Source organism: Mycobacterium noviomagense, from assembly GCF_010731635.1.
Lineage (GTDB): Bacteria > Actinomycetota > Actinomycetes > Mycobacteriales > Mycobacteriaceae > Mycobacterium > Mycobacterium noviomagense.
The window spans coordinates 3,899,961-3,925,177 of sequence record NZ_AP022583.1 but is presented as its reverse complement, the minus strand read 5'-3'; the positions used below and the strand labels follow the sequence as shown (position 1 = coordinate 3,925,177).

24 protein-coding genes and 2 pseudogenes are annotated in these 25,217 nt (G+C 65.1%); 8 read left to right on the top strand and 18 right to left on the bottom strand.

The features are described 5' to 3' along the window. Positions 1 to 13 precede the first annotated feature (13 nt). Together ripA and G6N15_RS18675 are read right to left on the bottom strand one after the other, a co-directional pair. Positions 14 to 1,435, bottom strand: a complete 1,422-nt coding sequence (ripA, locus tag G6N15_RS18680; protein WP_083085957.1) for an NlpC/P60 family peptidoglycan endopeptidase RipA — start codon at positions 1,433 to 1,435, stop codon at positions 14 to 16. A gap of 229 nt (positions 1,436 to 1,664) precedes the next feature. Further along, positions 1,665 to 2,201: an Rv1476 family membrane protein gene (locus tag G6N15_RS18675; RefSeq protein WP_083086072.1), complete on the bottom strand. Its 537-nt coding sequence runs from the start codon at positions 2,199 to 2,201 to the stop codon at positions 1,665 to 1,667. Positions 2,202 to 2,418: 217 nt separating this feature from the next. Here G6N15_RS18675 and G6N15_RS18670 point away from each other — a divergent pair, with 217 nt between their 5' ends. Both G6N15_RS18670 and G6N15_RS18665 read left to right on the top strand, forming a co-directional pair. After that, on the top strand, positions 2,419 to 5,247 hold the full coding sequence (locus G6N15_RS18670; RefSeq protein ID WP_139797722.1) for an aconitate hydratase: 2,829 nt from the start codon (positions 2,419 to 2,421) through the stop codon (positions 5,245 to 5,247). A 13-nt stretch (positions 5,248 to 5,260) separates the two neighbouring features. Beyond that, on the top strand, positions 5,261 to 5,824 hold the full coding sequence (locus G6N15_RS18665; protein WP_083085951.1) for a TetR/AcrR family transcriptional regulator: 564 nt from the start codon (positions 5,261 to 5,263) through the stop codon (positions 5,822 to 5,824). 3 nt (positions 5,825 to 5,827) lie between these two features. Here G6N15_RS18665 and G6N15_RS18660 read toward each other — a convergent pair whose 3' ends face one another. The 4 genes from G6N15_RS18660 to trxA form a co-directional block, all read right to left on the bottom strand. Next, entirely contained in the window at positions 5,828 to 6,019 is a 192-nt protein-coding gene (locus G6N15_RS18660; protein ID WP_083085948.1) for a helix-turn-helix domain-containing protein, read from the bottom strand. Positions 6,020 to 6,110: 91 nt separating this feature from the next. Then, complete coding sequence (locus G6N15_RS18655) at positions 6,111 to 7,733, bottom strand: ABC-F family ATP-binding cassette domain-containing protein (RefSeq protein ID WP_083085945.1); 1,623 nt, start codon at positions 7,731 to 7,733, stop codon at positions 6,111 to 6,113. Between the two features lie 33 nt (positions 7,734 to 7,766). Further along, complete coding sequence (locus G6N15_RS18650; RefSeq protein WP_083085942.1) at positions 7,767 to 8,588, bottom strand: enoyl-CoA hydratase; 822 nt, start codon at positions 8,586 to 8,588, stop codon at positions 7,767 to 7,769. Between the two features lie 27 nt (positions 8,589 to 8,615). Next, entirely contained in the window at positions 8,616 to 8,981 is a 366-nt protein-coding gene (gene trxA / locus G6N15_RS18645; protein ID WP_083085940.1) for a thioredoxin, read from the bottom strand. 225 nt (positions 8,982 to 9,206) lie between these two features. On the opposite strand from trxA, the gene G6N15_RS18640 reads away from it, so the two are divergent. From G6N15_RS18640 to G6N15_RS18630, 3 genes are all read left to right on the top strand, one after another. After that, complete coding sequence (locus G6N15_RS18640) at positions 9,207 to 9,617, top strand: ArsR/SmtB family transcription factor (protein WP_083086070.1); 411 nt, start codon at positions 9,207 to 9,209, stop codon at positions 9,615 to 9,617. Positions 9,618 to 9,769: 152 nt separating this feature from the next. Further along, positions 9,770 to 10,531 (top strand): DUF5666 domain-containing protein, encoded by a 762-nt coding sequence (locus G6N15_RS18635; protein ID WP_232070276.1) that lies wholly within the window; start codon positions 9,770 to 9,772, stop codon positions 10,529 to 10,531. A gap of 50 nt (positions 10,532 to 10,581) precedes the next feature. Then, positions 10,582 to 11,367, top strand: coding sequence for a hypothetical protein (locus G6N15_RS18630; protein WP_083085932.1), 786 nt, complete (start codon positions 10,582 to 10,584; stop codon positions 11,365 to 11,367). Between the two features lie 5 nt (positions 11,368 to 11,372). On the opposite strand, the gene G6N15_RS18625 is transcribed toward G6N15_RS18630, so the two are convergent. Both G6N15_RS18625 and G6N15_RS18620 read right to left on the bottom strand, forming a co-directional pair. Then, complete coding sequence (locus tag G6N15_RS18625; protein ID WP_232070275.1) at positions 11,373 to 12,533, bottom strand: acyl-CoA dehydrogenase family protein; 1,161 nt, start codon at positions 12,531 to 12,533, stop codon at positions 11,373 to 11,375. Further along, the gene (locus G6N15_RS18620; RefSeq protein WP_197910672.1) at positions 12,530 to 14,023 is read right to left on the bottom strand and encodes a carotenoid oxygenase family protein; all 1,494 of its coding nucleotides are present in this window, start codon (positions 14,021 to 14,023) and stop codon (positions 12,530 to 12,532) included. Before G6N15_RS18620 ends, G6N15_RS18625 begins: the two co-directional genes overlap by 4 nt. Positions 14,024 to 14,046: 23 nt before the next feature. Between G6N15_RS18620 and G6N15_RS18615 the strand changes: the two genes are divergently transcribed. Further along, positions 14,047 to 14,793, top strand: coding sequence for a FadR/GntR family transcriptional regulator (locus tag G6N15_RS18615; protein WP_083085927.1), 747 nt, complete (start codon positions 14,047 to 14,049; stop codon positions 14,791 to 14,793). 13 nt (positions 14,794 to 14,806) lie between these two features. On the opposite strand, the pseudogene G6N15_RS18610 reads toward G6N15_RS18615, so the two are convergent. The 3 genes and pseudogenes from G6N15_RS18610 to G6N15_RS18605 all read right to left on the bottom strand — a co-directional run. After that, positions 14,807 to 15,469: pseudogene (locus G6N15_RS18610) on the bottom strand (MFS transporter); the annotation flags it as partial. Positions 15,470 to 15,519: 50 nt separating this feature from the next. Beyond that, the gene (locus G6N15_RS23860; protein WP_372506497.1) at positions 15,520 to 15,651 is read right to left on the bottom strand and encodes a hypothetical protein; all 132 of its coding nucleotides are present in this window, start codon (positions 15,649 to 15,651) and stop codon (positions 15,520 to 15,522) included. A gap of 98 nt (positions 15,652 to 15,749) precedes the next feature. After that, positions 15,750 to 16,841: a glutamate--cysteine ligase gene (locus G6N15_RS18605; protein ID WP_139797720.1), complete on the bottom strand. Its 1,092-nt coding sequence runs from the start codon at positions 16,839 to 16,841 to the stop codon at positions 15,750 to 15,752. 256 nt (positions 16,842 to 17,097) lie between these two features. Between G6N15_RS18605 and G6N15_RS18600 the strand changes: the two genes are divergently transcribed. Further along, the gene (locus tag G6N15_RS18600; protein ID WP_083085921.1) at positions 17,098 to 18,141 is read left to right on the top strand and encodes an amidohydrolase family protein; all 1,044 of its coding nucleotides are present in this window, start codon (positions 17,098 to 17,100) and stop codon (positions 18,139 to 18,141) included. 236 nt (positions 18,142 to 18,377) lie between these two features. Next, a pseudogene (locus G6N15_RS18595) lies at positions 18,378 to 18,765 on the top strand (SDR family NAD(P)-dependent oxidoreductase); the annotation flags it as partial. Positions 18,766 to 18,869: 104 nt separating this feature from the next. Here the strand turns inward: G6N15_RS18595 and G6N15_RS18590 are convergent. Genes G6N15_RS18590 through G6N15_RS18560 form a run of 7 tightly spaced genes read right to left on the bottom strand, consistent with a single transcriptional unit; the run spans position 18,870 to position 25,165 of the window. Continuing rightward, a complete protein-coding gene (locus tag G6N15_RS18590; RefSeq protein ID WP_083085919.1) occupies positions 18,870 to 19,217 on the bottom strand; it encodes a metal-sulfur cluster assembly factor in 348 nt (115 codons plus the stop codon). Next, the gene (sufU, locus tag G6N15_RS18585; RefSeq protein ID WP_083085916.1) at positions 19,192 to 19,680 is read right to left on the bottom strand and encodes a Fe-S cluster assembly sulfur transfer protein SufU; all 489 of its coding nucleotides are present in this window, start codon (positions 19,678 to 19,680) and stop codon (positions 19,192 to 19,194) included. Before sufU ends, G6N15_RS18590 begins: the two co-directional genes overlap by 26 nt. Then, on the bottom strand, positions 19,677 to 20,930 hold the full coding sequence (locus tag G6N15_RS18580) for a cysteine desulfurase (RefSeq protein WP_083085913.1): 1,254 nt from the start codon (positions 20,928 to 20,930) through the stop codon (positions 19,677 to 19,679). Before G6N15_RS18580 ends, sufU begins: the two co-directional genes overlap by 4 nt. A gap of 2 nt (positions 20,931 to 20,932) precedes the next feature. Beyond that, on the bottom strand, positions 20,933 to 21,721 hold the full coding sequence (gene sufC, locus G6N15_RS18575; RefSeq protein WP_083085910.1) for a Fe-S cluster assembly ATPase SufC: 789 nt from the start codon (positions 21,719 to 21,721) through the stop codon (positions 20,933 to 20,935). After that, on the bottom strand, positions 21,718 to 22,917 hold the full coding sequence (gene sufD, locus G6N15_RS18570) for a Fe-S cluster assembly protein SufD (protein ID WP_083085908.1): 1,200 nt from the start codon (positions 22,915 to 22,917) through the stop codon (positions 21,718 to 21,720). Before sufD ends, sufC begins: the two co-directional genes overlap by 4 nt. Beyond that, positions 22,914 to 24,365 (bottom strand): Fe-S cluster assembly protein SufB, encoded by a 1,452-nt coding sequence (gene sufB, locus G6N15_RS18565; RefSeq protein WP_083085906.1) that lies wholly within the window; start codon positions 24,363 to 24,365, stop codon positions 22,914 to 22,916. The genes sufD and sufB overlap by 4 nt, the downstream gene beginning before the upstream one ends. Further along, positions 24,362 to 25,165: a helix-turn-helix transcriptional regulator gene (locus G6N15_RS18560; protein WP_083085904.1), complete on the bottom strand. Its 804-nt coding sequence runs from the start codon at positions 25,163 to 25,165 to the stop codon at positions 24,362 to 24,364. The genes sufB and G6N15_RS18560 overlap by 4 nt, the downstream gene beginning before the upstream one ends. Positions 25,166 to 25,217 lie beyond the last annotated feature (52 nt).

Here is a 25,217-nt window from a genome sequence, read left to right as displayed (position 1 = left end):
TACGATCCGCATGTCACCACTCGATGTAGCGGACCACGTAGGGGGTCATGCCGCTGGTTCGCACCGGCGCCACCCGCACCTTCAGCCCGACGTCAGGGGCCTCGAGCATCTGTCCGTCGCCGAGGTAGAGCGTCACATGCTGGCTGCCGCCCGGGCCGTAGAAGATCACGTCGCCGCGGCGCATCTCCGCTGAGGGGATCTTGCGGCCGAGGTTGTATTGCGAACCGGAGTAGTGCGGCAGCTTGATGCCAACCCCGGCGAACGAGTACAGGATCAGGCCCGAGCAGTCGAACCCGACGGTGTCGGATCCCGAACCGATGCCCCGGCTCGGCCCCGCGGCGTTGCCACCGCCCCACGAATACGGCACACCGAGCTGCGAGAGCCCCCGGCGGATGACGTATTCGGAGGCCTGCCGGCCGTACACCCGCGGGATCCGGCCGTTGGTGATCCCGGTGTCGTCGGGCTTGAGAATGCCCAGCTTCTGCAGAAAGCCGCGGCCCATGTTGGCGGTGACCTGCGACGAGGTCGCCGAAATCCCCAGGACGGTGTTGATGATCGCGATCGGGTCACCCGGGACGTTGGCGCTGGGCACCATCGGCAGGGTGGGGTCCCACTCGCCGGCCCACTGCTTGGGATCGCTCGCCGGCCGCGCCGCGCCTGACGCCCTGGTATCCCACCGATCACCGGAGCGGGTGCCTGCCTGCCCGCCGCCGGCCGACGCCGACCAGTTGCGGGCCGCGTCGAGCTTGGCCTGGGCCGCGTTGCGCTGCGCCGCAAGGCGATTGGCCTCCGACTGCTGTTCGCTGAACTTGCGCTGCGCGTCGGTGAGCGCCGCCACCGCCGCGTCCTGGCTGGACTGCGCGTCGGCGGCAGCACGGTCGGCTTTCTGCTTGGCCAGCCGCGCCGCCGACTCCTTGTTCACCTGCTCAGTGCGGGCCCGCTGCAGGTTCACCATGACCTGTCGGGAGCTGGCGGCCAGGGTCCGGCTGGCGGTCGCGGTGGCGATGATGTCGTCGGGGTTGGCGGCGGTCAGATAACTGTTCGACGGACCGTTGACGTAGGTGGCCGCCGCGAAGGTGTCGAATCGCCGTTGGGCCGCGACAATCGCGGCGTCGGCGTCCTTGACCGCTTGCTGACTGACCTCGACGTCATGCTGCGCGGCCGCGGCGTTGTCGCGCGCGGTCTGCACGTCGACCAAGGCCTTGTTGACGCCTTCTTGCTCGCTCTGAATGGCCGCGCGCAGGTCTTCAAGGCGTTGGTTGGCCTTGGCGACATCAGCGATCAGTGCCGCCAGTGAGTCGGTGCCGCCGGGATCAGCGACGGCTAATCCGGGTGTTCCCGCCAGTAGGAGCACCACACTCAACACCGCCGCGGTAGCAGGCCGAGCAAGCCAGGCCGCCACCCTGGAAGAAGAGCCGCGGCAGATGCGTCTCATTCGACTGTGGTCTCCTATGGCTCAACGCGGACGGACGACGCGAGCCCCAGTAATCACTGCAGGCACGGTTCATAACAAAGGCACCGTTTGAACCATAAGTCACATATGACCCTATGGAAACTTTAGTAACAAACTACAGCGCTGTAGTTTGATTACTTGTGACCGAACGGTGACTTAATGAATTCCCGGCGAGCCGGCGCGACTCATAATCCGGAGGGAACCAAGCCGGTCAGGCGCTTACGCCCGCGTCGTTGGCGACAGTGCCCGGTGCAGCCGTCACGGCTCGTTTGGCGCGCACTTGCAGGATTCGAGTACCGACGGCGGCCGCGAGCACGCCGATCACTACCAGGATGGTGAACGCTGTCCACGGGAATTGTGGAGTGCTCAATTCGTGGAGGAAATTCTGCGCCGATTGCACTGGATTGCCGGTTTTGGCGTTGTCTTCCCCGATCTCCAACGTGGCCCGCGGGAAGTGCGTGCTGTAACTGCCGACGTGCGACGGGCTGAGCACGAGGACGGTCGCGTCCGGGTGGCTGCTGCCGATCACGGTGGCGACGTCCCGCAGTGGCGTGTCCGTCGGGGGGTTTTTATCGAGCACCACGATCTTGAGGTCGATGCCGTCCTTGCCGGCTTGGTTGACCACCTGGCGCAAGCCGGGGACATCGGGGGCGGGTGCGCTGATGCCGTCGGCGTCGACGGCCGCTTTGACCAGCGCCAGGCACTGGTCGGGCGGGGTCGACGGGTCCGCGCCGACGGCGCTGCAGATTTCACCCGGGATGTATAGCGGCGCATGCAGCGTGGTCACGGTGCAAGACGGTACGCGACGGAACTCGACAGCGTGACAGCCCATCCGCGCGGGGAGAAGACTGGACGACGTCCGCACGCAGGACCGCAGCCCATTGCAGGACAAGCGTACTGTTAAAGTGGGACCGGATCGCCGGCACGGCCCGTCGGCGGTGGAGAACTAAATCTCGGGAGTTGATGTGACGACAGAGTCGGTGAATTCGTTCGGAGCCCGCGACACCCTCAAAGTCGGGGACAACAGTTACCAGATCTACCGCCTCGACGCGGCACCCGGCACCGAGAAGCTCCCCTACAGCCTCAAAGTCCTGGCCGAAAACCTGCTCCGCAACGAGGACGGCCGCAACATCACCAAGGAGCACATCAACGCGATCGCACACTGGGATCCCAAAGCCGAGCCCAGCGTCGAAATCCAGTACACGCCGGCACGAGTGGTGATGCAGGACTTCACCGGGGTGCCCTGCATCGTCGACCTGGCGACCATGCGTGAGGCGATCGCAGAGCTCGGCGGCGACCCCGAGCGGGTCAATCCGCTGGCACCGGCCGATCTGGTGATCGACCACTCGGTGATCGCCGACCTGTTCGGCCGCGCCGACGCTTTCGAGCGCAACGTCGAGCTCGAATACCAGCGCAACGGCGAGCGCTACCAGTTTTTGCGTTGGGGCCAGGGCGCTTTCCGCGACTTCAAGGTGGTGCCGCCGGGCACGGGCATCGTGCACCAGGTCAACATCGAATACTTGGCCCGCGTCGTGATGACCCGCGCAGACGGCGCGGGAGAGATAGCTGCATACCCCGACACCTGCGTGGGCACCGACTCCCACACCACGATGGTCAACGGGCTCGGCGTCTTGGGCTGGGGTGTGGGCGGCATCGAGGCCGAGGCCGCGATGCTCGGTCAGCCGGTGTCGATGCTGATCCCGCGGGTGGTCGGCTTCAAGCTGACCGGTGAAATCCAGCCGGGAGTCACCGCCACCGACGTGGTGCTCACCGTCACCGAGATGCTGCGTAAGCACGGTGTAGTCGGCAAGTTCGTCGAGTTCTACGGCGAAGGCGTGGCCGAGGTGCCGCTGGCCAACCGGGCCACGCTGGGCAACATGAGCCCCGAATTCGGTTCCACCGCAGCCATTTTCCCGATCGATCAGGAAACCATCGACTACCTGCGGTTCACCGGGCGCAAAGAGGAGCAGCTTGCGCTCGTCGAGGCGTACGCCAGGGAACAGGGCATGTGGCACGACCCCGCCCACGAGCCCGCGTACAGCGAATACCTCGAGCTCAACCTTTCCGACGTCGTCCCCTCGATCGCCGGGCCGAAGCGTCCGCAGGACCGCATCGCCCTGGCCGACGCGAAACGCACGTTCCGCGAGCAGATTCCGAGCTACGTCGGCGACGACCCGGAGAAGAAGGAGTACTCCAAGCTCGACGAAGCAGTCGACGAGACGTTCCCGGCCAGCGATCCGGCGTCGCTGTCGTCCAACGACGCCAACGGCGCCCCGGTGCACTCGGCTGCCGCTAGCGCCAAAGGCCGCGTCAGCAACCCCGTGCGGGTCAAGTCAGACGAACTGGGCGAGTTCGTACTCGACCACGGCGCGGTGGTGATCGCCGCCGTCACGTCGTGCACCAACACCTCCAACCCCGAAGTGATGCTGGGCGCGGCGCTGCTGGCCCGCAACGCCGTCGAAAAGGGATTGACGTCCAAGCCGTGGGTCAAGACGTCGATGGCCCCGGGTTCGCAAGTGGTCAGCGACTACTACGAGAACGCCGGGCTGTGGCCATATCTGGAGAAGCTCGGCTTCTATCTGGTCGGCTACGGCTGCACGACCTGCATCGGCAACTCCGGGCCACTGCCCGAGGAAATCTCCAAGGCGGTCAACGACAACGATCTGTCGGTTGCCGCCGTGCTGTCAGGCAACCGCAATTTCGAGGGCCGCATCAACCCCGACGTCAAAATGAACTACCTGGCGTCACCGCCGCTGGTGATCGCCTACGCGCTGGCCGGCACCATGGACTTCGACTTCGAAACCGAGCCGCTGGGCCAAGACAAGGACGGCAACGACGTCTTCCTGCGCGACATCTGGCCGTCGCAAAAAGATGTCTCCGACACCATCGCCTCCGCCATCAACCAGGAGATGTTCGTCAAGAACTACGCCGACGTGTTCAAAGGCGACGAGCGGTGGCGCAATCTACCGACGCCGAGCGGCAACACCTTCGAGTGGAATCCGGATTCGACGTATGTGCGCAAGCCGCCGTATTTCGAGGGGATGGCTGCCGAGCCGGCGCCGGTGAGTGACATCACCGGCGCGCGGGTGCTGGCACTGCTGGGCGATTCGGTGACCACAGACCACATTTCACCGGCCGGCAGCATCAAGCCCGGCACGCCTGCGGCGCAATACCTCGACGACCACGGAGTGCAGCGCAAGGACTACAACTCCTACGGCTCGCGCCGCGGCAACCACGAGGTAATGATCCGCGGCACGTTCGCCAACATCCGTCTACGCAACCTGCTTCTGGACGACGTGGCGGGCGGCTACACCCGCGACTTCACTCAGGAAGGCGCTCCACAGGCGTTCATCTACGATGCGGCGCAAAATTATGCGGCTCAAGGGATTCCGCTGGTGGTGCTGGGCGGCAAGGAGTACGGCTCCGGGTCGTCTCGGGACTGGGCGGCCAAGGGCACTGCGCTGCTTGGGGTTCGGGCGGTCATCGCCGAGTCGTTTGAGCGGATCCACCGCTCCAACCTGATCGGCATGGGTGTGATTCCGCTGCAGTTCCCGGAAGGCAAGTCCGCCCAGTCGCTGGGTCTGGACGGCGCCGAGGTGTTCGACATCACCGGTATCGAAGCGATCAACGACGGCAAGACCCCGAAGACGGTGCACGTCAAAGCCAGCAAAAACGACGGCAACGCGGTCGAGTTCGACGCTGTGGTGCGCATCGACACGCCCGGCGAGGCCGACTACTACCGCAACGGCGGGATCTTGCAGTTCGTGCTGCGCAACATGCTGAAGTCCAACTAGCTCGGGTGCATCCGTGCCCAAGGTCAGCGCGGACCATCTGGCGGCCCGCCGCCGTCAGATCCTCGACGGTGCTCGCCGCTGTTTCGCCGAATACGGTTACGACAAGGCGACCGTACGGCGGCTGGAACAGGCGATCGGATTGTCGCGGGGCGCGATCTTTCACCACTTCCGGGACAAGGACACACTGTTCTTCGAGCTGGCCCGCGAGGACGCCGAACGCATGGCCGCAGTCGCCTCTCGTGAAGGTCTGATCCAGGTGATGCGCGAGATGCTTGCCGCGCCGGAGGAGTTCGACTGGCTCGCCACGCGGTTGGAGATCGCCCGCAAGCTCCGCAACGACCCTGCCTTCAGTCGCGGATGGCGAGAACGCTCAGCAGAATTGGCGGCGGCGACAACCGAACGGCTGCGCCGACAAAAGCAGGCGGGTCGCGTGCGCGACGACGTACCCAGCGACGTGCTGCAGTGTTACCTAGACCTGGTTCTGGACGGGTTGGTGGCGCGGCTGGCTGCCGGTGAAGACCCGTTGCGGCTCACCGCAGTCCTGGACCTGGTCGAACGCTCGGTGCGCCAGGGCTGAGCGTTACCGGGCCCGGGTGCGGTGGTTGGGTCCGCCGCGGCTGCGCATCGTGGTACCCGATTCGCGCAGCATGCTGTGGATGGACCCGTACGATCTGCCAGTGGAAGCCACGAGTTTCCGGATGCTTGCTCCGCCCTCGTATGCATTGCGCAACTCGGCGACCAGCTGCTCGCGTGTCTTCTTCGTTTTCCTCATCGGCGCCCTCCCGCGGTCACCCGGATTAGGCATAGCGTAGGAAGCAACTGTCAGCGGCGCGGCAGTTTTGGCCGAAAATCCCTGCTGTCGCTCAAGCCAATTCGATGAGGTCCCGGTACTCGTCGGACCAATAGTCCTCGGTGCCATCGGGCAGTAGCACAACCCGTTGCGGGTCCAATGCCTCGGCCGCCCCCGGGTCGTGCGTCACCAGCACCACCGCGCCGGTGTAACTGCGCAGCGCGTCGAGCACCTGTTCGCGGGACGCGGGATCGAGATTGTTGGTTGGTTCGTCCAGCAGCAATACGTTGGCAGTCGACGCCACCAGCCCGGCCAAAGCCAACCGCGTCTTTTCTCCACCGGACAACGTGCCGGCCGCTTGCTCGAGCTGCGCACCGCTGAACATGAACGCCCCGAGCAGTCCGCGTAGATCCTGCTCGCCCGAATCCGGTGCGGCATGGACGATGTTCTGCCACACCGTGGCCGCGTCGTCGAGCGTGTCGTGTTCTTGCGCGAAATAGCCGATTTTTAAACCATGCCCGGGTTGCAGCGTTCCCGCGTCGGGTTTCTCGACTCCGGCCAACAGCCGCAGCAGCGTCGTCTTGCCGGCGCCGTTGAGCCCCAGCACCACAACCCGGGAGCCGCGGTCGATGGCCAGGTTGACGCCGGTGAACACTTCCAACGATCCATAGGTCTTGGTCAAACCGGTAACCACCAACGGAGTGCGCCCGCACGCTGCCGGGGTCGGGAACTTGATCCGGGCCACCTTGTCGGCCACCCGCTCTTCGTCGAGCGCAGCGATCATCCGATCGGCGCGTCGCAGCATGTTCTGCGCTGCAACGGCTTTGGTGGCCTTCGCGCCCAGCTTGGCGGCTTGAGTGCGCAGCGCAGCGGCTTTGCGTTCGGCGTTGGCCCGTTCGCGCCGCCGACGCTGCTCGTCGGTGGCGCGGGCGTCGAGGTATTTGTGCCAACCCATGTTGTAGACGTCGACCTCTCCGCGCACCGCGTCCAGAAACCACACCCGGTTGACGACATCGGCCAATAGGTCGACGTTGTGGCTGATCACCACCAGCCCGCCGGTGTGTGTGCGCAGAAAATCCCGCAGCCAGCCCAACGAATCGGCGTCGAGATGGTTGGTCGGCTCATCGAGCAGCAAGGTGGTGGCAGAGCCGTTGTCGGAGGCGGCGAACAGGATGCGGGCCAGTTCTATTCGGCGACGTTGACCGCCGGACAGCGTGCGCAGTGGCTGATGCAACACGCGTTCGGCCAAACCGAGATTTGCGCAGATACGCCCGGCTTCGCTTTCTGCGCCGTATCCGCCCAGCGCGGCGAACTTCTCCTCGAGTTGGCCGTAGTGGCGGATCGCGCGGTCGCGCTCGGTGTCATCGGCGACCTCGGCCATCAGCGCCTGCTGCTTTTCCAGCTCGGTGAGCAGCGTGTCCAGTCCTCGGGCGGAGAGCACGCGGTCGCGGGCCAGCACGTCGAGGTCACCCTCTTTGGGATCTTGCGGCAGATAACCGATCTCGCCGCTGCGGGTTACTGATCCGGCGTATGGCTGGGTCTCCCCCGCCAGGATGCGCAACGTGGTGGTCTTGCCGGCACCATTGCGTCCGACCAGCCCGATGCGGTCGCCGGACTGAACCCGCAAGGCGGGCCCGTCAGCGGAGAGCAAGATACGCGCCCCAGCGCGGACCTCGAGGTCCGTTGCCGTGATCACGATCAGTCTCCTTGTTAATGGGCGCGACGCCCGTCACGTGTCGTCGGTGAACACCGGAGGCCGTTTCTCAGCCCGCGCGGCAACCGCTTCCTCGAAGTTGGAGGTGAGCAGACGAACGAACAGCTGTCCGAGACCCTCGGCCTGCATGTGCCCTTCCAGGCTAGCGGCGTCCAGTCCACTCCACAGTGTGCGCTTGGTCAACTCGATTCCGGGACGCGAGAACGCCGCGATCCGTTCGGCCAGCGCATAGCACGTGTCCAGCAGCTGCTCGTCGGGCACGCGATACGACACCAGCCCGATGCGTTCGGCTTCTTCGGCGTCGACGTCGCGACCGGTCAGCATCAGCTCGAACGCTCGCGAGGAGCCGATGGCCCGGGGCAGCAGATAGCTCAGGCCCAATTCGCTTGCGGTCAGCCCGTTGTTGATGCCGGCGGCCCGGAAGTAGGCGCTGGTCGAGGCAACCCGGATGTCGGCGGCCAGGGCCAGACATAACCCGCCGCCGATGGCGGCGCCGTTAACTGCGGCAATCACGGGTTGGTGGAGCCGGCGCAGCCCCAGGATCACGTCGTCGAGCAGTTCCATGGAGCGCAGCGCGTAGGTCGGCCGGGTCAGCCCCTCGACGTGTGGCACCTGCCCTGCCGACTTGTGGTCGGCGCCCGAGGAGAAGCCCCGGCCCGCTCCGGTCAACACGACAACCCGCACGGAATTGTCGTAGGTGACCTCGGCCAGAGCCTCTTTGAGCGGCACCATGACATCGAAGGCCATGGAGTTCATGCGCTCCGGCCGATTGAGGGTGATCAGCGCGACGTGCGGCCGCGGGTGTTCAACACGGACAAAGCCAGTCTGGGAATTCACGGAGTGCACGCTATCGCGTGCCGCCGCTCAGACCTGGTCAGGTTTGGACTGCTCGGCGATGGCGGCGTCGACGTCGAAGGCCTTGACCTGCTGCACCAAGTCTTCCAGCGCGGGCGGTGGCAGAGCGCCGGCCTGGTTGAACACCAGCTTGCCCTTCTTGAACGCCATCAACGTCGGGATGGCACGGATCTGGGCGGCCGCTGCCAGTTGCTGCTCCGCCTCGGTGTCGACCTTGGCGTGCACGACGTCCGGGTGTTTGTCCGAGGACGCCTGGAAAGTCGGCGCGAACTGTTTGCAGGGTCCGCACCAGGAGGCCCAGAAGTCGACGAGGACGATGTCGTTGTCGGCGATCGTGTCGTTGAAGTCTGCAGCGGTGAGGTCTCGAGTAGTCACCTCTTGCCCAACGCGGTGAGCTGCCGCAATGTTCCCGTGATTGCAAAGTCGGCGGCGGCCACCCCCCTCTAGTGGCCGCCGCCGTCCATCGCCACCGTCAGCATCTCCAGCCAACCCCCCGTGACTGGTTCGCGCTGCATTTGGCGGCACCCACGATTATAGGTGAAGACATGTCGAGGTCTACATATATCGGTGATATTGCCTGCTGTGTGGTTGAATTTGCAGATGGCTCAGGGGGCGAAGCGCCGGACCGCACCTCCGGTTCTCGATCCCGTCGCGGCGGTGAAAGTTGCCGAAACGCTGCAGGCGCTGGCTTCCCCGAACCGCCTGCGCATCCTGACCCGATTGCGGCAATCACCTTGTTCGGTAACGGAATTATCGGCTGCAGTCGGTATGGAGCAGCCCGCCGTTTCCCACCAGCTCCGGCTGTTGCGCAACGTTGGTTTGGTGGCCGGAGACCGCAGCGGGCGCCACATCGTCTACCGGCTCTACGACAGCCATGTCGCCGCTTTGCTGGAGGAAGCGATCTACCACATCGAGCACCTGCACGTCGGCGTCAGCGATACGTTTCCGCACACGGTCGACACTCTGCAGCCGGGATGGCCCGAAGGTCGGGGTCGGTCGATTCGCGGCTGACCATTCGGGGGTGCGCGAGCAGTACAGCCAACACACAGCAACCTTTCACCCGAACACCAGCAGATCGTCAGCCAAACCGGCGATCGTGAAGTGCGCCGCCGCCACGGAGGTCTGTTGCGGCCATCCGCTTACGCAAAGATCGGAGAACGCCGATGTCTTTTCCTTTGCCCACGGCACTGGCCCGGTTCGTGATGTTTGCGGCCGTCGCAGCCACCGCGTTGTCGGTCGCCGCGTGCGGCACATCGAACAAGGGAAACAACGCCACCAGCCCGTCTGCCAGCCCGACGAGTTCGTCCGCAGCGCCGGCGCACGCCAAAGGCACCGACCACGTCGCCGGTCTGATCGCATCGGTGTCGGGCAGCACGATTCAGGTCACCCAGTCCGGCGGGAACGCCACCGTCGACTTCACGCCTTCCACCAAGGTCGTGGAAGTCACCCCCGCCCAGCTGACTGACGTCACCGCCGGAAGCTGCGTCAGCGTGCACCCCACGCCGGAAACTGCTCCGGCAGGAAGTGCGGTGACTGCTCAGTCGGTGCGGGTCAGCGCGCCCGTCGACCGCAAGTGCCCGCAACCCAAGGCGCAAGCAGGTTCGTCCGCCACACCGCCGTCGTCCGCTGCACCGGCGAAGAACCGGGGGATCAACGGCACCGTGGCGTCAGTCACGGGCAACACCATCAACGTCACGAGCAACGATGCCAGCGGCGCAGCGTCGCAGACGGCCGTCACCGTGACCGAGAAGACCAAATACACCAAGCAGACAACAACCGACGGTCAAGCAATCGCTCAGGGTAAATGCATTACGGCGCGGGGCACCAAGGATGGTGGCGGAACGCTGCAGGCCACGACCATTACGCTTCAACCGGCCAACAACGGCAAGTGCCCGCAGCCGGGCGGCAATCACCACGGCCACTAGCCGCCGACGATGCGGGCCGCCTCGGCCCCGAAGGATGACACCAGACATCGATGTCTGCCACCCCGACCAAGCCTCAGCTGAGGCCACTCGTGATCCTCGCGGTCAGCGCGGTCACCGCGTTAGCGGCGGCTGCGTGCGGCACATCGAAGAGCCCCGGCAGCGAAACCACAGGGAAGCCAACATCATCGGCGCACCCGACGACATCTGCGCCCACGCCGGCGCCGCCACCGAACGAGGGCATCGGCAACGTCGAGGGCATGGTCTCGTCGGTGTCCGGCAACACGATTCACCTCCGGCTACGGAGCGGAACAGCGACCGTGAACTTTTCGCCGTCGACCACGGTCACCGAGGTCAGTTCGGCTCAGTTGAGCGATGTCACCGTCGGTAGTTGCGCCGACGTCGAGCCCACCCCAGAGACCGCTCAAGCCGCTGGTGGCGTCACCGCCCAATCTGTGACGATCAGTCCGGCCGTCGACGGCAAGTGCCTGCCGCGCCCGACGGCGGCAAGCACACCGTCACCCACCTCCCCCGGTGCACCAGCAGAGAATCCCGGGGTCTACGGAATGGTCGGCTCTGTCTCCGGGAACACCATCACGCTCACCACGACGGGCGGAAAAACCCCGCAGACGAAGGTGACCGTCACCAACACGACTACGTACGTCAAGCAGCTACCCAGCAATACGCAAGCGATCACGCAGGGTAAGTGCCTGGCGGCCCAAGGGCCGGACAACGGCGGCGTCGTGCAGGCGACGACGATCGAGCTGCAGGCCTGCCCACCGATGGGCCGCCCGCATTTCCACATCCCGTTGCCTCACTTGCCGCACCACCACCATTAGAGGGCTCAGTACGATCGCGGCAGCCCGAGGCTGTGCGTAGCAACGTGGTTGAGGACCATCTCGCGGGTGATCGGCACGGTTTTGAAAAGCCGGACGAATTCATACATGTTGGCCAGCGCGACTTCTCGGGTGAATCCGCTGCCGCCGTGCACTTCGATGGCCTGGTCGACGCAGCGGATGGCGGCGTCGGCGGCCAGGAATTTCGCCATGTTGCTGGCCTCACCGGCGTCGGCGCCCGCGTCGTAGCTCGCCGCGGCGTGCCGGGTCATGAGCCGGGCCGCTTCCAGCGCAACCTTGGCTTCGGCCAAGGGATGTGCGACGCCCTGGTGTGCGCCGATTGGCACGTCCCAGACACGTCGTTCGCGGGCGTAGCCGACTGCCTTGTCCAGTGCGTATCGGCTGACGCCGTTGCAGATCGCGGCGATGATGACCCGCTCGGGATTCATCCCGTCGAACGCGACCCGTAATCCGTTGCCTTCGCCGCCGATCAGCCGATCCGCCGGAACCGCAACGTTGTCGAAGAACACCGTGAACGACTTGTCGGTGATCTCGAACGTCATTGGTATGCGGTGCATCTCGATGCCAGGAGTCTCGCGGTCGACCAGCAACAGCGACAGCTGAGCGCGCCCGGCTGTATCTGTGCCGGTGCGGGCGACGACGAGCAGCGCGTCGGCTTGGTCGGCGGCGGTGATGAACGTCTTTTGCCCGCTGATGTAGTACTTGTCGCCGTCGCGGCGGGCACTCGTGGCGAGATTGTGGGTGTTGGAGCCGGCGTCGGGTTCGGTGATCGCGAACGCGATCTTGACTGTGCCGGCGGCCATCGGCTGCAGCCACTCCTGTTTTTGCTCATGGGTGGCGTGTCGTCCCAGCAAGCTGCCGACGATGCCGGGCGAGATCATCAACATGATCTGCGGGCAGCCCGCTGCGGCGGCCTCTTCGGCGACGACGTTCATCGCGGTCAGTCCCATTCCGCCGCCGCCGTATTGCTCAGGCAGGTTCACGCCGACGAAGCCGCCGGCGGCCAGCGCGTCCCACACCTCGGTGGGATGCTGCAGGGTCTCGCTGCAGTGCGTGAAGTACGCGTTGCCGAATTTGGCGACGATCCCGTGAACCGAAGCGCGCAGTTCGGTTTCTTCCGCGTCGCTCAAGAATGCGGTCGGGGTCAACGGAAGTCCATCCAGTGCCCGTGGGGAGTGAAGCCCAGCAGGAATGGGATCTCGATGCGGCAGATCGGGCCGGCGGTGATGTCGTCGGTGTCGAAAATCACGTATTCACCGAGGTTTTCGGCCCACCGCGACACCGGCACTACCAGGTAGCCGTCGCCCTCCGGCGCCTCGGGAGTGCGGGGTACGAAGGTCGGCTCCATCACCAGGGCCGGGCGGTCGTGGCGCAGCCGGTACTCCTGCTCGCGGCCGGTGTCGATGTCGCGGACGACGAGGCTGTGCATACGCATGCCTTGGCCCTTGGCATCGCCGCCGATCAAGTATCCCCACTTGTGCCCCCGGCCGTAGTAGCGTTCGTCGACTTTCGGCAACTCGCACGGCCGGTCGCCGAGCAACTCCGATTTGACGCTCCCCTCGTCGAGATCCACCGTCCAGCGGCCGAGCGTGCTGCGCGCGAGGTTGAAGAACAAGGCGATGTCCTGGCCTTCGAACCGGTCGATGTCCAGCGGAAACGGTGGCCGTTCGAAGACCGGGCCATCCAAGGTCAGCCTGTTGTCGACGACATTGGCGGCCAGCGTGTGCATGACGTACTGTGGCCCGATTTCTGCGGTGATCCACCGTATTTCGCCGTGTTCGACGTCGTCGCGTGGCACCAGAGCAAGGATGATCGGGAGATGCGGATCCCAGTGCTGCACAGACAGGCCGCGCTCGATCCGGTCGGGATCGAACGCGAAGCCCTGGAACGGCAGCACCATCCAGTCTTGGGTGAGCCACATGTCGTGGACTTCGCAGCAATACGGCGCATCTGTCAACTCGCGTGAGATCACAGCTCCATCGGGTCGCACCACATGCACGGTGACGTATGGTCGACGGTTGCTGTAGGCCCACCCGTACAGCGTGCCGGTGGCGCTGTCCCACTTCGGGTGCGCGGTGAACGCCGCGTCGCCGTAGCACGCTAGGTCGAAGATCCCGCGCGACAACTGCGGCGACCACGGCACCACCCCGCGGGTTTCGAGCGTGATCGGATCCAGCGCGATCGGCGGGCTGCCCTGCTCGCCGGAGGCAAGGATCTGGCCGCCGAAGGGAAAGCAATTGATGTTGTTGGTGCCCTGCGGGATTCCGCGGGTGTGCTGGTCGCGGACGGCAGGCCCGAAGCCGATGTTGCGCCAGTCGCTCCATTCGCCGTCGGCCCAGCAGAACATGCCGCGGCCGTGACGCTCCTCGAGCACGTATTTCGGAGTGCGGATCCAGCGGTTGCGGAAATCCGCACGCCCGTTGTCCAACGTCAGCCCCTGAACCATGCCGTCCATGGCCAACAGCCCGTTGGCGCCCTGCTTGGTGGGCCGTTTGAACGTCGGGCCGGCCCGATAGAAGCCGCCGGAAAGTTCTTTAGGAATCTCGCCGAACGTCGTGATGCAGTCCTCGACGGTCGCCTCGAACCGCATCGGCCGGAACGCTCCCGTCAGCACCGCGGCATTCGGTACCGTGACCATGGCGACTTAGTATACTAAGTGATGTGACGACGGCAAAGTCTTTTCGGACCTCTCGGGCCGCCGACGTTGTCGCCGCCAGCCTGCGCCGCCAGATCCTGTCCGGCGAACTCGCGCCGGGCGATTCGCTGCCGACCGAAAGTGAGCTGATCAGCCAGCTCGGGGTCAGCCGCGAAACGGTGCGAGTAGCGCTGCGGCTGCTCGACGCCGAAGGTCTGACCACGACCAGCCAGGGACGCAGCGGTGTGCGCATCCGTCACCCCGAGCCTGAGCGGGTGGCCCGCTCGCTGGTGCAGTTGCTCACCCTCACCGGCGCGACGTGGGGTGATCTGCTGGCGTTCCGCAAATTGCTTGAACCGGCTGCGGCGGCGCACGTCGCCCAGCACGCTTCTGCGCAGCAGAAGGCCGCCCTTGCCGAAGTGGCCGAGCGCGGTATCGCGCCGGATGGAGCGGGCTATCACGAATTTCACGAGCTTCTCGTGCAAGCAAGCGGAAACCCGATCCTGACAACGGTTCTGGCCGCTGTCGAGCAGGCGGTCCGCTGGGCCGCCGCCGAACAGGACATCACCCAGTACGACCGCGAAGAAGCGGCCAAGTCACACCGTGCGATTGCCGACGCGATCGCCGCGGGCGACGCGCAGAAGGCCGAGCATCGCATGCGCCGGCACCTCGACGCCGCTCTGCGTCATGTCGATGCATCGGGATTGCTTGGTGCCCCGATGATTCCGCCTTCGCGCTGGCGCGGCGACAACAGCGACCTGCCATGGCAGTGACTACCGCCCCGGCCTATCTCTTGAGCGCTGCGAGATCCTCTGTCAGCGCTTCCTCGGCGAGGTCTTCGAGTTCCTTGCCTTTCGTCTCCGGCCCGAGGAGGTAACCGGCCAACGTCAACGCCCAGAGACCGCCGAGCGCCAGGTAGGGCGTCTCGAGCCCGTACCGGGTGATGGCCCACCCGACGATGGTCGGCGCCGCGATCGACACGATGCGGCCGCCGCCGACGGCGATGCCAAACCCGGTGCCGCGCAAAATAGTTGGGAACAGTTCGGCGATGTAGGTATCGCCGACGCCCCACAGCCAGCCGAGCGTGGCAATGGCGACGGCGCCGAACACCTGGTAATCGTGCAGCGAATCAGACGCGGCCGCCAGGACGGTCGAGATGACTTCGATGATCCCGGCCAGTATCGCCGACGGTCGCCGACCGACCCAGTCAGCCAGAGCAGTTCCCAGGTAAGCGAACACAGCTTGCAGCAGGAAGAACACCAGCGCGTAGCGAATCGCCTCGATTGGGGCTGCGTGGAACTTCTTGACGATGTACGTCGTCAGAAACAGCGTCATACCCCAGTAGCCGACTGCGTTGGCGGTGTAGATGAGCCAGCCCGCGACCAGGCGTCGCCGCACACCCGGAGGCTGCCAAAGCTGCGGCTTGGCAGCACCGCCCTCTACTTTGGCCTGGACGTCGGGATATGCAACGTCTTCTTGATTTCCGGCAGGACGAGGCTCTAGATGTTCACCGCGTAGGAGTCGAAGCCATAGCCCAGTCCGGCCGTCACTGCGACGAAGAGCGCCTGCGTGAAAGTCGCCGATACAGGTCGCAATACGGGGGCCTGGACAGTGTCAAGGTTCAATGCCACCCGGGAACGGTATGCAGCGAGGCGACGTATGCAGAAGAATCACAATCTTCATGATCAGAACACACCAGGCGCCGCCGGTGGTTGGCCCCAGCTCGGCCTCAGGCAAGCGTCGCCTGCTCGGCGGCGGCGACGACGTCGGCGGGGTCGCCGCGCATGCGCCAAGCCCGGAGTTGCCGCATGGCGCCGTTGCCTTCTTCGCTCAGGCGAGCTAGCTCCGAGATCACCCGCTTGTGTTCGCCGAGTGAGTGCAAGGCCGGTGCGATGCGGTCGACGAAATCGATCAATAGCCGCCGGGTCGGCACCAATCTGCGGTCGCCGGCAAGGTCCATCGCCTGACCGTCGAGCCCGTCGTGCGCGGCTTTCCAGTAAGCCGCACGCAATACGTCTGCGGGAACGCGCAAAGCGGGTTCCCCGCACCGCATCTCGTCCAATGCGGTCATGACAGCGGCGCGAACCAGGGTGGCCAGCAGCACCGTCTCGGCCACCGTCGACGGCACGTCGGCTACCCGTACCTCGATCGTCGGATATCTCGCCGATGGACGAACGTCCCAATAGATCATTCCGTCGTCGAGCACGGTGTCGGTATCGATCAGCATGCGGACCGTGTCGTCGTAGTGGTCAACCGAGTCGAAAAACGGCGGCGGTCCCGCGGCGGGCCAACGGCCCCATAAGATGCTGCGCCAGCTGGCATAGCCGGTCTCGGCGTTGCGGTACACCGCCGAGTTCGCGGTCAACGCGAGCAGTAGCGGCAACCAGGGCAACAGCCGGTTACTCACTTCGACGGCCGATTGCCGGTCGGGCACCTCGACATGAACGTGACATCCGCACACGCCCTGTTCTCGGGCCAGCATGCCGTACCTATCGCCGATCTGGCGGTAACGCGGCGTGTCGGTCACCGGGAACTCCTGCGACAGGTAGGGCGGCAACCCGATCGCCAACAGCCGCACATCGCACGCCCCGGCGGCGTCGGCGGCAATCCGACGTAACCGCAGCAGTTCGTCGCGAAGCTCACCGCTGGTGGCGAAGACACCGGTCGTCGTTTCGACCTGGCACGTGGTCAATTCGAGCTGCAGCTCGACGCCACGCGCACGCGCCTTATCAGCGACCGACCGATTGGCCGGCGCTGGTTCGTTGTCGGCGCCAATCAAGAGGAACTCTTCCTCGACGCCGACGGTGGGGTGCTCGGGCACGGTGTGGCCCTTCGTGTCGTGCTGTACCTGCCAACGCCGGACTGACGGCGATGAGCAACTGGACGCAAAGCGGTCGACCTCGACTGTATCCCCCGGCAGGCCGCATTGTCCGACAGGCGCCGAATCAGTTCTGACGATTGCCAATATTTTTGTTCGAGTTCGCCATCGTCTCACCCCGCCATTTGCGGTGATGATAGGTCGAGCGCGTGACGCCCTCGTCGGACAATCCGCGGCAGCCAGGCACGAAGGAGATGTCATGAAGGTCATCGCTTTTGAAGAGCATTACAAACTGCCAGCGATATCCGACGAGCACGAGAAGGACCCGATCACGTCGGGAACCGCGCTACTGAAGCAGGCCGGTTACGGCGGCACCGGCTCGCAAGGCGAATGGCCTCCGGGCATCAACGATCTGGGTGGGGGGCGAATCGCCGCAATGGACGCCGCAGGCGTCGATGTGCAAATCCTCTCGCACAGTGTCCCGGGCCCCGAGACCCTAGAGCCGTCGGTAGCAGTGCAGCTTTCGGCGCAGGCCAATGATGCTGTTGCAGCTGCGGTCACCGAACACCCCGACCGATTCCGCGGCTTCGCCACCCTGCCAATGCGTGACCCGACGGCAGCCGCCAGAGAACTCGAGCGTGTCGTCCGTGAGCACGGCTTCGTGGGCGCCCTGATCAACGGCCACGTCAAAGGGCGCTATCTTGATGACGCATTTTTTTGGCCGGTGTTCGAGTGCGCCGAAAGGCTGGGCGTGCCAGTATATTTGCATCCCACCGTTCCGCCGCAATCGGTAATCGACGCTTATTACCGTGGCTTCGAACCGAAGATCTCGGCGAGGTTGTCGGCCGCCGGAGTCGGCTGGCACATCGACACCGGTATTCACTGCCTTCGCCTGATCCTGGGCGGCGTGTTCGACCGGTTTCCCCGGCTGCAGATCATCGTTGGTCACCACTTCGAAGCATTGAGCTGGATGGGATGGCGCGCGGACTACTCGTTTCCCGTGGATGAGAGCGGACTGAGGCGCACCGTCAAGGAATACCTGCGGGAAAACTTCTACGGCGGCATCCTCGCCGGCGATTTCTTCACTCAAGACCCCGGCGCGATGGACCCAAGTTGGAGTTTGTCCTTCAATGCCTTTCTGGCCATGACCAACGTGATAGGGATTGACCGGATCGTCTTCACCGCCGACTATCCCTACGCCGGCATGAAAGCCGCGCGGCAATTTCTCGATCAGATGCCGATCAACCACGCGGACAAGGAAAAGATCGCGCACCTCAACGCCGAGCGCCTGCTGAGACTATGAGCGCCCGCCCGGTCGACTGCGCGCTAAACCAGTGATTGACTTCGGTCAATCACGACCGGTAGAAAAGAACGCATTGCTCGCACCAGCGCTGCCGGCAATGGACGAGCGCAGCGCTGGGAACGGCCGGACCTTGCGCTAGAGGTTGTTGAGCGCCACGCCAGCCTAACCCGTCACCACCCCACCAGAGGAGCGCCACAGTGCCGACATCACCCACAGGACGGGTTGCTGGCAAGCGAGTGCTGATCACGGGCGCTGCGCGCGGTCTCCGGGCGCAGCCACGCGGTGCGGCTCGCTGAGGAGGGTGCAGACCTCATTCTCCTCGACATCTGCCAGTCGCTGCCCCAGGTCGAATACTCGTTAGCCACTGAGTAAGACCTGGCCGAAACGGTGCAACTGGTCAGCGCTTACGGCTGCCGGTGCGTGAGGCGAGTGGTCGATGTTCGCGACGAGGCGGCGTTACGCTCAGCGGTCGACGACGGCGTCAGTGAGCTCGGCGGGTTAGACGCGGCGGTTGCCAACGCGGGTGTGCCGACAGTTGCTCCTTGGGACAGAACGACTCTCGACCATTGGCGCACCGTAGTCGACGTGAACCTCATCGGAGTGTGGAACACCTGCGCGGCGGCGGCGGTTGACAACCACGTACGCATGGCCCACCCGCGACGCGATGCTCGAGGACTACGTGACCAGGACCTGGTGCAGCATCCAAACCGCCTGACCCCGGTCAACGATTACACAGTAAAGCCGAGCGCCCGCAGCTGTTCGCGGCCATCGTCGGTGATCTTGTCTGGGCCCCAAGGGGGGTTCCACACCCAGTTGATGCGCAGCTCGTCGACCAGTCCGGCGCCGATCAGCGCGGTGCGCGACTGGTCTTCGATGACGTCGGTCAGCGGGCAGGCCGGCGAGGTCAGCGTCATGTCGATCAGCGCCACCGTGCCCTCGTCGCTGTGTTCGACGTTCAGGCCGTACACCAACCCCAAGTCGACGACGTTGATACCCAACTCGGGGTCGACGACGTCTCGCATCGCCTCCTCGACGTCGGCGAGCAATTCGTTATCCGGTGCTGCGGTTTCGCTCATCGTTAACCTCCTCGAAGCCTGATATCGCCTGTGCCAGCGCGTCTTTGAATGCCATCCAGCCCAGCAGTGCACATTTGACCCGCGCCGGGTATTTCGCGACCCCGGCGAACGCGACACCGTCGCCGAGAACATCCGGGTCTGGATCGATGGTTCCGCGCGAAGACACCATTTCGGTGAACGCGGTGACGGTCTTCAGCGCCTGTCCCACGTCTTGACCGATCACCTGCTCGGTGAGCACCGAGGTAGCCGCCTGGCTGATCGAACAACCTTGTCCGTCGTAGGAGACGTCGGCAATCCGCTCGCCGTCGTCGGACAACGCGATGCGCAAGGTGACTTCGTCGCCGCAGATAGGGTTGACGTGGTGCACTTCCGCGGCGAACGGCTCACGCAGTCCGCGGTGTTGCGGATGTTTGTAGTGATCGAGGATCACGTCCTGATAGATCTGCTCCAGGCGCACGGTCACGCTCCCCCGAAGAACTCCACGGCGCGGCGCACCCCGGCGACCAGTCGGTCGACCTCGTCGACGGTGCTGTAGACCGCGAACGACGCCCGCGCGGTGGCCGCCAAGCCGAAGCGGCGGTGCAACGGCAGCGCACAGTGGTGCCCGACCCGAACGGCGACGCCCTCGTCGTCGAGCACTTGTCCGACGTCATGGGCGTGGACACCGTCGACCACGAAAGACACCGGCGATCCGCGGTCGTGCATCGATGTCGGCCCGATGATACGCACGCCGTCGATGCCCGACAGGCCCTCGATCGTGGCCGAAACCAGCTGGCGCTCGTGCGCCTCGACGGCATCCATCCTGATCGCTTGCAGATAGCGTGCCGCCGCCGCAAGTCCGACCACTTGGGAAGTCATCGGGGTGCCGGCCTCGAACCGCTGCGGGGGCGGCGCGTAGTTGGTGGCCTCCATAGTGACGGTTTCGATCATCGAGCCGCCGGTGAGGAACGGCGGCATCTCGGCGAGGAGGTCGCGACGGCCGTACAGCACGCCGATCCCGTTGGGGCCCAGCATTTTATGGCCGGAAAAGGCGGCGAAGTCGACATCGAGTCCATGGAAGTCAACCGCTCGGTGCGGCACCGACTGGCAAGCATCGAGCACGGTCAACGCGCCAACCGCCTTGGCCCGGGCCACCAGCTCCGCTACCGGGGCGTGTGCACCGGTCACATTCGAGTGATGCGTTACCGCAACGACTTTGACCCGTTCATCGAGCTGCAACGAATCCAGGTCGATGCGGCCATCGTCGGTGACGCCGTACCAGCGCAGCGTAGCGCCGGTCCGGCGGGACAGCTCCTGCCACGGAACCAGGTTCGCGTGATGCTCCAGCTCGGTGGTGACGATGACATCACCGGGTCCGACCGCGCGCTCGAAGCGCGCGTCGCCCAATACGTAGGACACCAGGTTGATGGCTTCGGTGGCGTTCTTGGTGAACACCAGCTCGTCGGCGTCGGCGCCCACGAACGCGGCGACATCGGCGCGGCCCTGCTCGTAGGCGTCGGTGGCCTCCTCCATCAGCTGGTGCGCGCCGCGATGGACCGCGCCGTTGGATGTGATCAAAAACTCACGCTCGGCGTCGAGCACCTGGACCGGACGCTGCGACGTCGCACCGGAATCCAAGTAGGCCAACTGTTTTCCGCCGCGCATCACGCGCTTGAGGATGGGGAAATCGGCGCGGATCGCGGTCAGATCGAGCGGAGTCACCGACGTCTCCATGGTCAAGCCCCCGTGGCCGCCGTTTGGGTCGCTGTCTGGGTGAAGCGCACGTAGCCGTTCTGGTCAAGCTCGTCTGCTAGCTCGGGGCCGCCGGATTCCACGATCCGTCCGCCGACGAAGACATGCACGAACTGCGGCTGGATGTAGCGCAGGATGCGGGTGTAGTGGGTGATCAACAGGATGCCGCCATGGACCTCTTCGGCGTAGCGGTTCACGCCCTCGCTGACCACGCGCAGCGCGTCGACGTCCAGACCGGAGTCGGTCTCGTCGAGAATCGCGATCTTGGGCTTGAGCAAGCCGAGTTGCAGGATCTCGTGACGCTTCTTCTCGCCACCGGAAAAGCCTTCGTTGACACTGCGTTCGGCGAAGGCCGGGTCGATGTCGAGGGCATCCATTGCGGACTTGACCTCTTTGACCCAGTGCCGCAGCTTCGGCGCCTCGCCGCGGACCGCGGTGGCGGCGCTGCGCAGGAAGTTCGACATCGACACGCCGGGCACCTCGACGGGGTACTGCATGGCCAAGAACAGCCCGGCGCGGGCCCTCTCGTCGACGCTCATGTCCAGCACGTTCTGACCGTCGAGCGTGATGGACCCGGATGTCACCTTGTACTTCGGGTGTCCCGCAATCGCGTACGAGAGCGTTGACTTGCCGGAGCCGTTCGGGCCCATCACGGCATGGGTTTCGCCGGAACTGACGGTCAGGTTGACGCCGTTGAGAATCGGGATTTCGCGTTCGCCGTCCGACGGGTCGGTGACGCTGACGTGTAGGTCTTTGATTTCCAGAGTGGTCATGAGGCTGTCGTCTTCTCCGTGATGGCCAGTTCGTGTTCGATGGCTGCGGTCAGGCGCTCGCGCACCTCGGGCACTGCGATCTTGGCGATGATCTCGCCGAAGAAGCCGCGCACCACCAGCCGGCGCGCTTGCTCTTCGGGGATACCGCGGGAACGCAGGTAGAACAGTTGCTCGTCGTCGAATCGTCCAGTGGCGCTGGCGTGTCCGGCACCGACGATCTCGCCGGTTTCGATCTCCAGGTTGGGCACCGAGTCTGCGCGCGCCCCGTCGGTGAGCACCAGGTTGCGGTTGACTTCGAAGGTGTCGGTGCCGGTGGCCGCGGCGCGGATCAGCACGTCGCCCACCCACACGGTGTGCGCGTCGGGCTTGCCGGAGTCTGGATTCCCTTGCAGCGCACCCTTGTAGAGCACATTGGATTTGCAGTCGGGGTGGGCGTGATCCACCAACAGCCGCGACTCTAGGTGCTGGCCGTCGTCGGCGAAGTACAGTCCGAGCAGCTCGGCGTCACCGCCGGGGGCATCGAACCGCACTCTGCCCGTGAGCCGCACCACGTCACCACCGAGAGTGACCGCGACATGGCGTAGCACCGCGTCTTTTCCGAGCGCGGCGTGGTGCATGCTCACATGTACGACGGCGTCGGCCCAGTCGGCGATCGAGACCACGGTGAGCCGGGCAGCGTCGCCGACGACGAATTCGACGTTGTCGGCGTAGGTTCCGCTGCCCCGCTGGTCGATCACCACAACCGCCTCCGCGAGTTCGTCGACCCGGATCTGCAGGTGCCCGTAGGCCGTCGCTCCCTCGCCCGGCCCCGTGACCGCTATCTCAACCGGTGTCTGCAGCGCCGCGCCGCGTTCCACGGTGACCAGCGTCGCGGCGTTGAACGACGAAAAGGCCTGCGCGGCAACCCGGTCGGCGGGCACGCCGCCTTGGCCGAGGCGCTCGTCGCCGCGGCGTACGGTCTCCACGGTGACACCGGGCTGTTCGGCGACGCTGACCTGCGCAGTCCCCGTGGCCGGTGCTGAGCCGTCGTGCAGGCCACGCAACCGCCGCAGCGGGGTGAATCGCCAGATCTCGTCGCGGCCGCCGGGAACCTCGAAGGCGTCGACGTCGAACGACGCGAACAGCTCTCCCTTATTCAGTGCGGTGAGTGACGACCCTGCTGGCGATACCTCGACGGTCAGGTCTTGAGCCGTCATCCGACAGCACCCTCCATCTGCAGCTCGATCAGCCGGTTGAGCTCCAGCGCGTATTCCATCGGCAGCTCTTTGGCGATCGGCTCGACGAAGCCGCGCACGATCATCGCCATCGCCTCGTCCTCGGTCAGCCCGCGGCTCATCAGGTAGAAGAGCTGGTTCTCACTCACCTTGGACACGGTGGCCTCATGCCCCATCGTGACGTCGTCCTCGCGGATGTCGACGTAGGGGTAGGTGTCGCTGCGGCTGATCGTATCCACCAGCAGCGCATCGCATTTCACGCTGGAGCGCGATCCATGGGCGCCCTTGTTCACCTGTACCAGGCCGCGGTAGGAGGTGCGGCCGCCGCCGCGGGCCACCGACTTGGACACGATGTTGCTCGACGTGTTGGGCGCCAGGTGAAGCATCTTGGCGCCGGCATCCTGGTGCTGACCCTCGCCGGCGAACGCCACCGACAGCACCTCACCCTTGGCGTGCTCGCCGGTCATCCACACCGCGGGGTATTTCATCGTGACCTTGGAGCCGATGTTGCCGTCGATCCATTCCATGGTGGCGCCGGCTTCGGCGCGCGCGCGCTTAGTCACCAGGTTGTAGACGTTGTTCGACCAGTTCTGGATCGTGGTGTAACGGCAACGGCCACCGGGCTTTACGATGATCTCCACTACCGCCGAGTGCAGCGAATCCGACTTGTAAATCGGCGCAGTGCAGCCTTCCACGTAGTGGACGTACGCACCCTCATCGACGATGATCAGCGTCCGCTCGAACTGGCCCATGTTCTCGGTGTTGATCCGGAAGTAGGCCTGCAGCGGGATATCGACGTGCACACCTGGCGGGACGTAGATAAACGACCCGCCACTCCACACTGCAGTGTTCAACGCGGAGAACTTGTTGTCTCCGGCCGGGATCACCGTGCCGAAATACTGCTTAAAGATGTCCTCGTGCTCACGCAGTCCGGTGTCGGTGTCGAGGAAGATAACTCCTTGCTTTTCAAGGTCTTCCCGGATCTGGTGGTAAACAACCTCTGACTCGTATTGCGCGGCTACGCCAGCAATCAGCCGCTGCTTTTCGGCTTCCGGGATGCCCAGCCTGTCGTAGGTGTTACGAATGTCTTCTGGCAAGTCATCCCAGGAGGCTGCTTGCTTCTCGGTCGAGCGCACAAAATACTTGATGTTGTCAAAGTCGATACCGCTGAGGTCTGAACCCCACGTCGGAATCGGCTTACGTCGGAAGATGCGCAGTGCCTTCAGCCGGTTCTCCAGCATCCATTCCGGCTCGTTCTTCTTCGCCGAGATGTCGCAGACCACTTCTTCGGAGAGCCCACGCCGAGCGCTGGCGCCCGCGACGTCGGAGTCCGCCCAGCCATAGCCGTACCGGCCCAGCGCAGCGATCGCCTCCTGCTGGGTCAGCGGCTCGGCGGTCGGCCCACCGGTCTTGGTGGCCTCAATGGTCATAGCGACGCTCCTTTGATGCTCGTGGGTTTCGGCGCGGGCTGGGCGCCGACGGGTAATCGCTTGAGCTGCTCGACGGTACTGGTCAGCGGCACATGGGTGGTGCAAGCACAGTCTCCGTTGACGATGGTCGCCAGCCGCTGCACGTGGGTGCCGAGCACTTCGGCCATGGCCTGCCGCTCGGTTTCGCAAAACTCCGGAAACTCTTCGGCCACATGGGAAACCGGGCAGTGATGCTGGCAGATCTGCACGCCCTGAATCGGCCCACCCACTCGTGTGGTGGTGGCTACATAGCCAGCCTTGGTCAGCGCAGTGGCGATCCGCCCGGCCGTCGCCTCGAGGTCGGCGTCGGCGTGGCTGCCGGCCGCGGGCACCTCGGACAAGATTGCGTCGATACGCCGCCTGGCGAACGTGCGCACCGCGTCGTCACCGCCGATTTCCCGAAGCTGTCGCATGGCTGCCGACGCCAGGTCGTCGTAGGCGTGTTCCAGCTTCTCGCGGCCGGCCGCGGTCAGCCGGTAGCGCTTCGCGGGGCGGCCGCGTCCCATCTGCTGCCAGGCCGCAGCGGGAACCGACTCCGCCTCGCCGGCGTCGATCAGCGCGTCAAGGTGACGGCGCACACCGGCAGCCGACAGCCCCAACCGCTCGCCGATCCGGCCCGCGGTGATCGGCCCGGACTCCAGCAGAAGCTGCACGACAGCACGACGGGTATGACCGTCGTGAGTCGACACTGCGGCTGCTGCCGCTGCAGACGGGATTTTCACAACACCAGTGTGACGCAATTCCGGCGACCGGTCCAGCAAGGCTAGCCTGGCCCGTCGGTTGGGCTGGTCACACCGATGGCCGGCGCCGCCC

Bases quoted from the DNA above. Each gene is read 5' to 3' on its own strand.
- sufB (WP_083085906.1), bottom strand. From the start codon at position 24,365: ATGACCATTGAGGCCACCAAGACCGGTGGGCCGACCGCCGAGCCGCTG.
- sufC (WP_083085910.1), bottom strand. From the start codon at position 21,721: ATGACCACTCTGGAAATCAAAGACCTACACGTCAGCGTCACCGACCCG.
- G6N15_RS18590 (WP_083085919.1), bottom strand. From the start codon at position 19,217: ATGAGCGAAACCGCAGCACCGGATAACGAATTGCTCGCCGACGTCGAG.
- G6N15_RS18640 (WP_083086070.1), top strand. From the start codon at position 9,207: ATGGCTCAGGGGGCGAAGCGCCGGACCGCACCTCCGGTTCTCGATCCC.
- sufD (WP_083085908.1), bottom strand. From the start codon at position 22,917: ATGACGGCTCAAGACCTGACCGTCGAGGTATCGCCAGCAGGGTCGTCA.
- G6N15_RS18635 (WP_232070276.1), top strand. From the start codon at position 9,770: ATGTCTTTTCCTTTGCCCACGGCACTGGCCCGGTTCGTGATGTTTGCG.
- G6N15_RS18630 (WP_083085932.1), top strand. From the start codon at position 10,582: ATGTCTGCCACCCCGACCAAGCCTCAGCTGAGGCCACTCGTGATCCTC.
- G6N15_RS18660 (WP_083085948.1), bottom strand. From the start codon at position 6,019: ATGAGGAAAACGAAGAAGACACGCGAGCAGCTGGTCGCCGAGTTGCGC.
- ripA (WP_083085957.1), bottom strand. From the start codon at position 1,435: ATGAGACGCATCTGCCGCGGCTCTTCTTCCAGGGTGGCGGCCTGGCTT.
- G6N15_RS18620 (WP_197910672.1), bottom strand. From the start codon at position 14,023: ATGGTCACGGTACCGAATGCCGCGGTGCTGACGGGAGCGTTCCGGCCG.
- G6N15_RS18580 (WP_083085913.1), bottom strand. From the start codon at position 20,930: ATGGAGACGTCGGTGACTCCGCTCGATCTGACCGCGATCCGCGCCGAT.
- G6N15_RS18600 (WP_083085921.1), top strand. From the start codon at position 17,098: ATGAAGGTCATCGCTTTTGAAGAGCATTACAAACTGCCAGCGATATCC.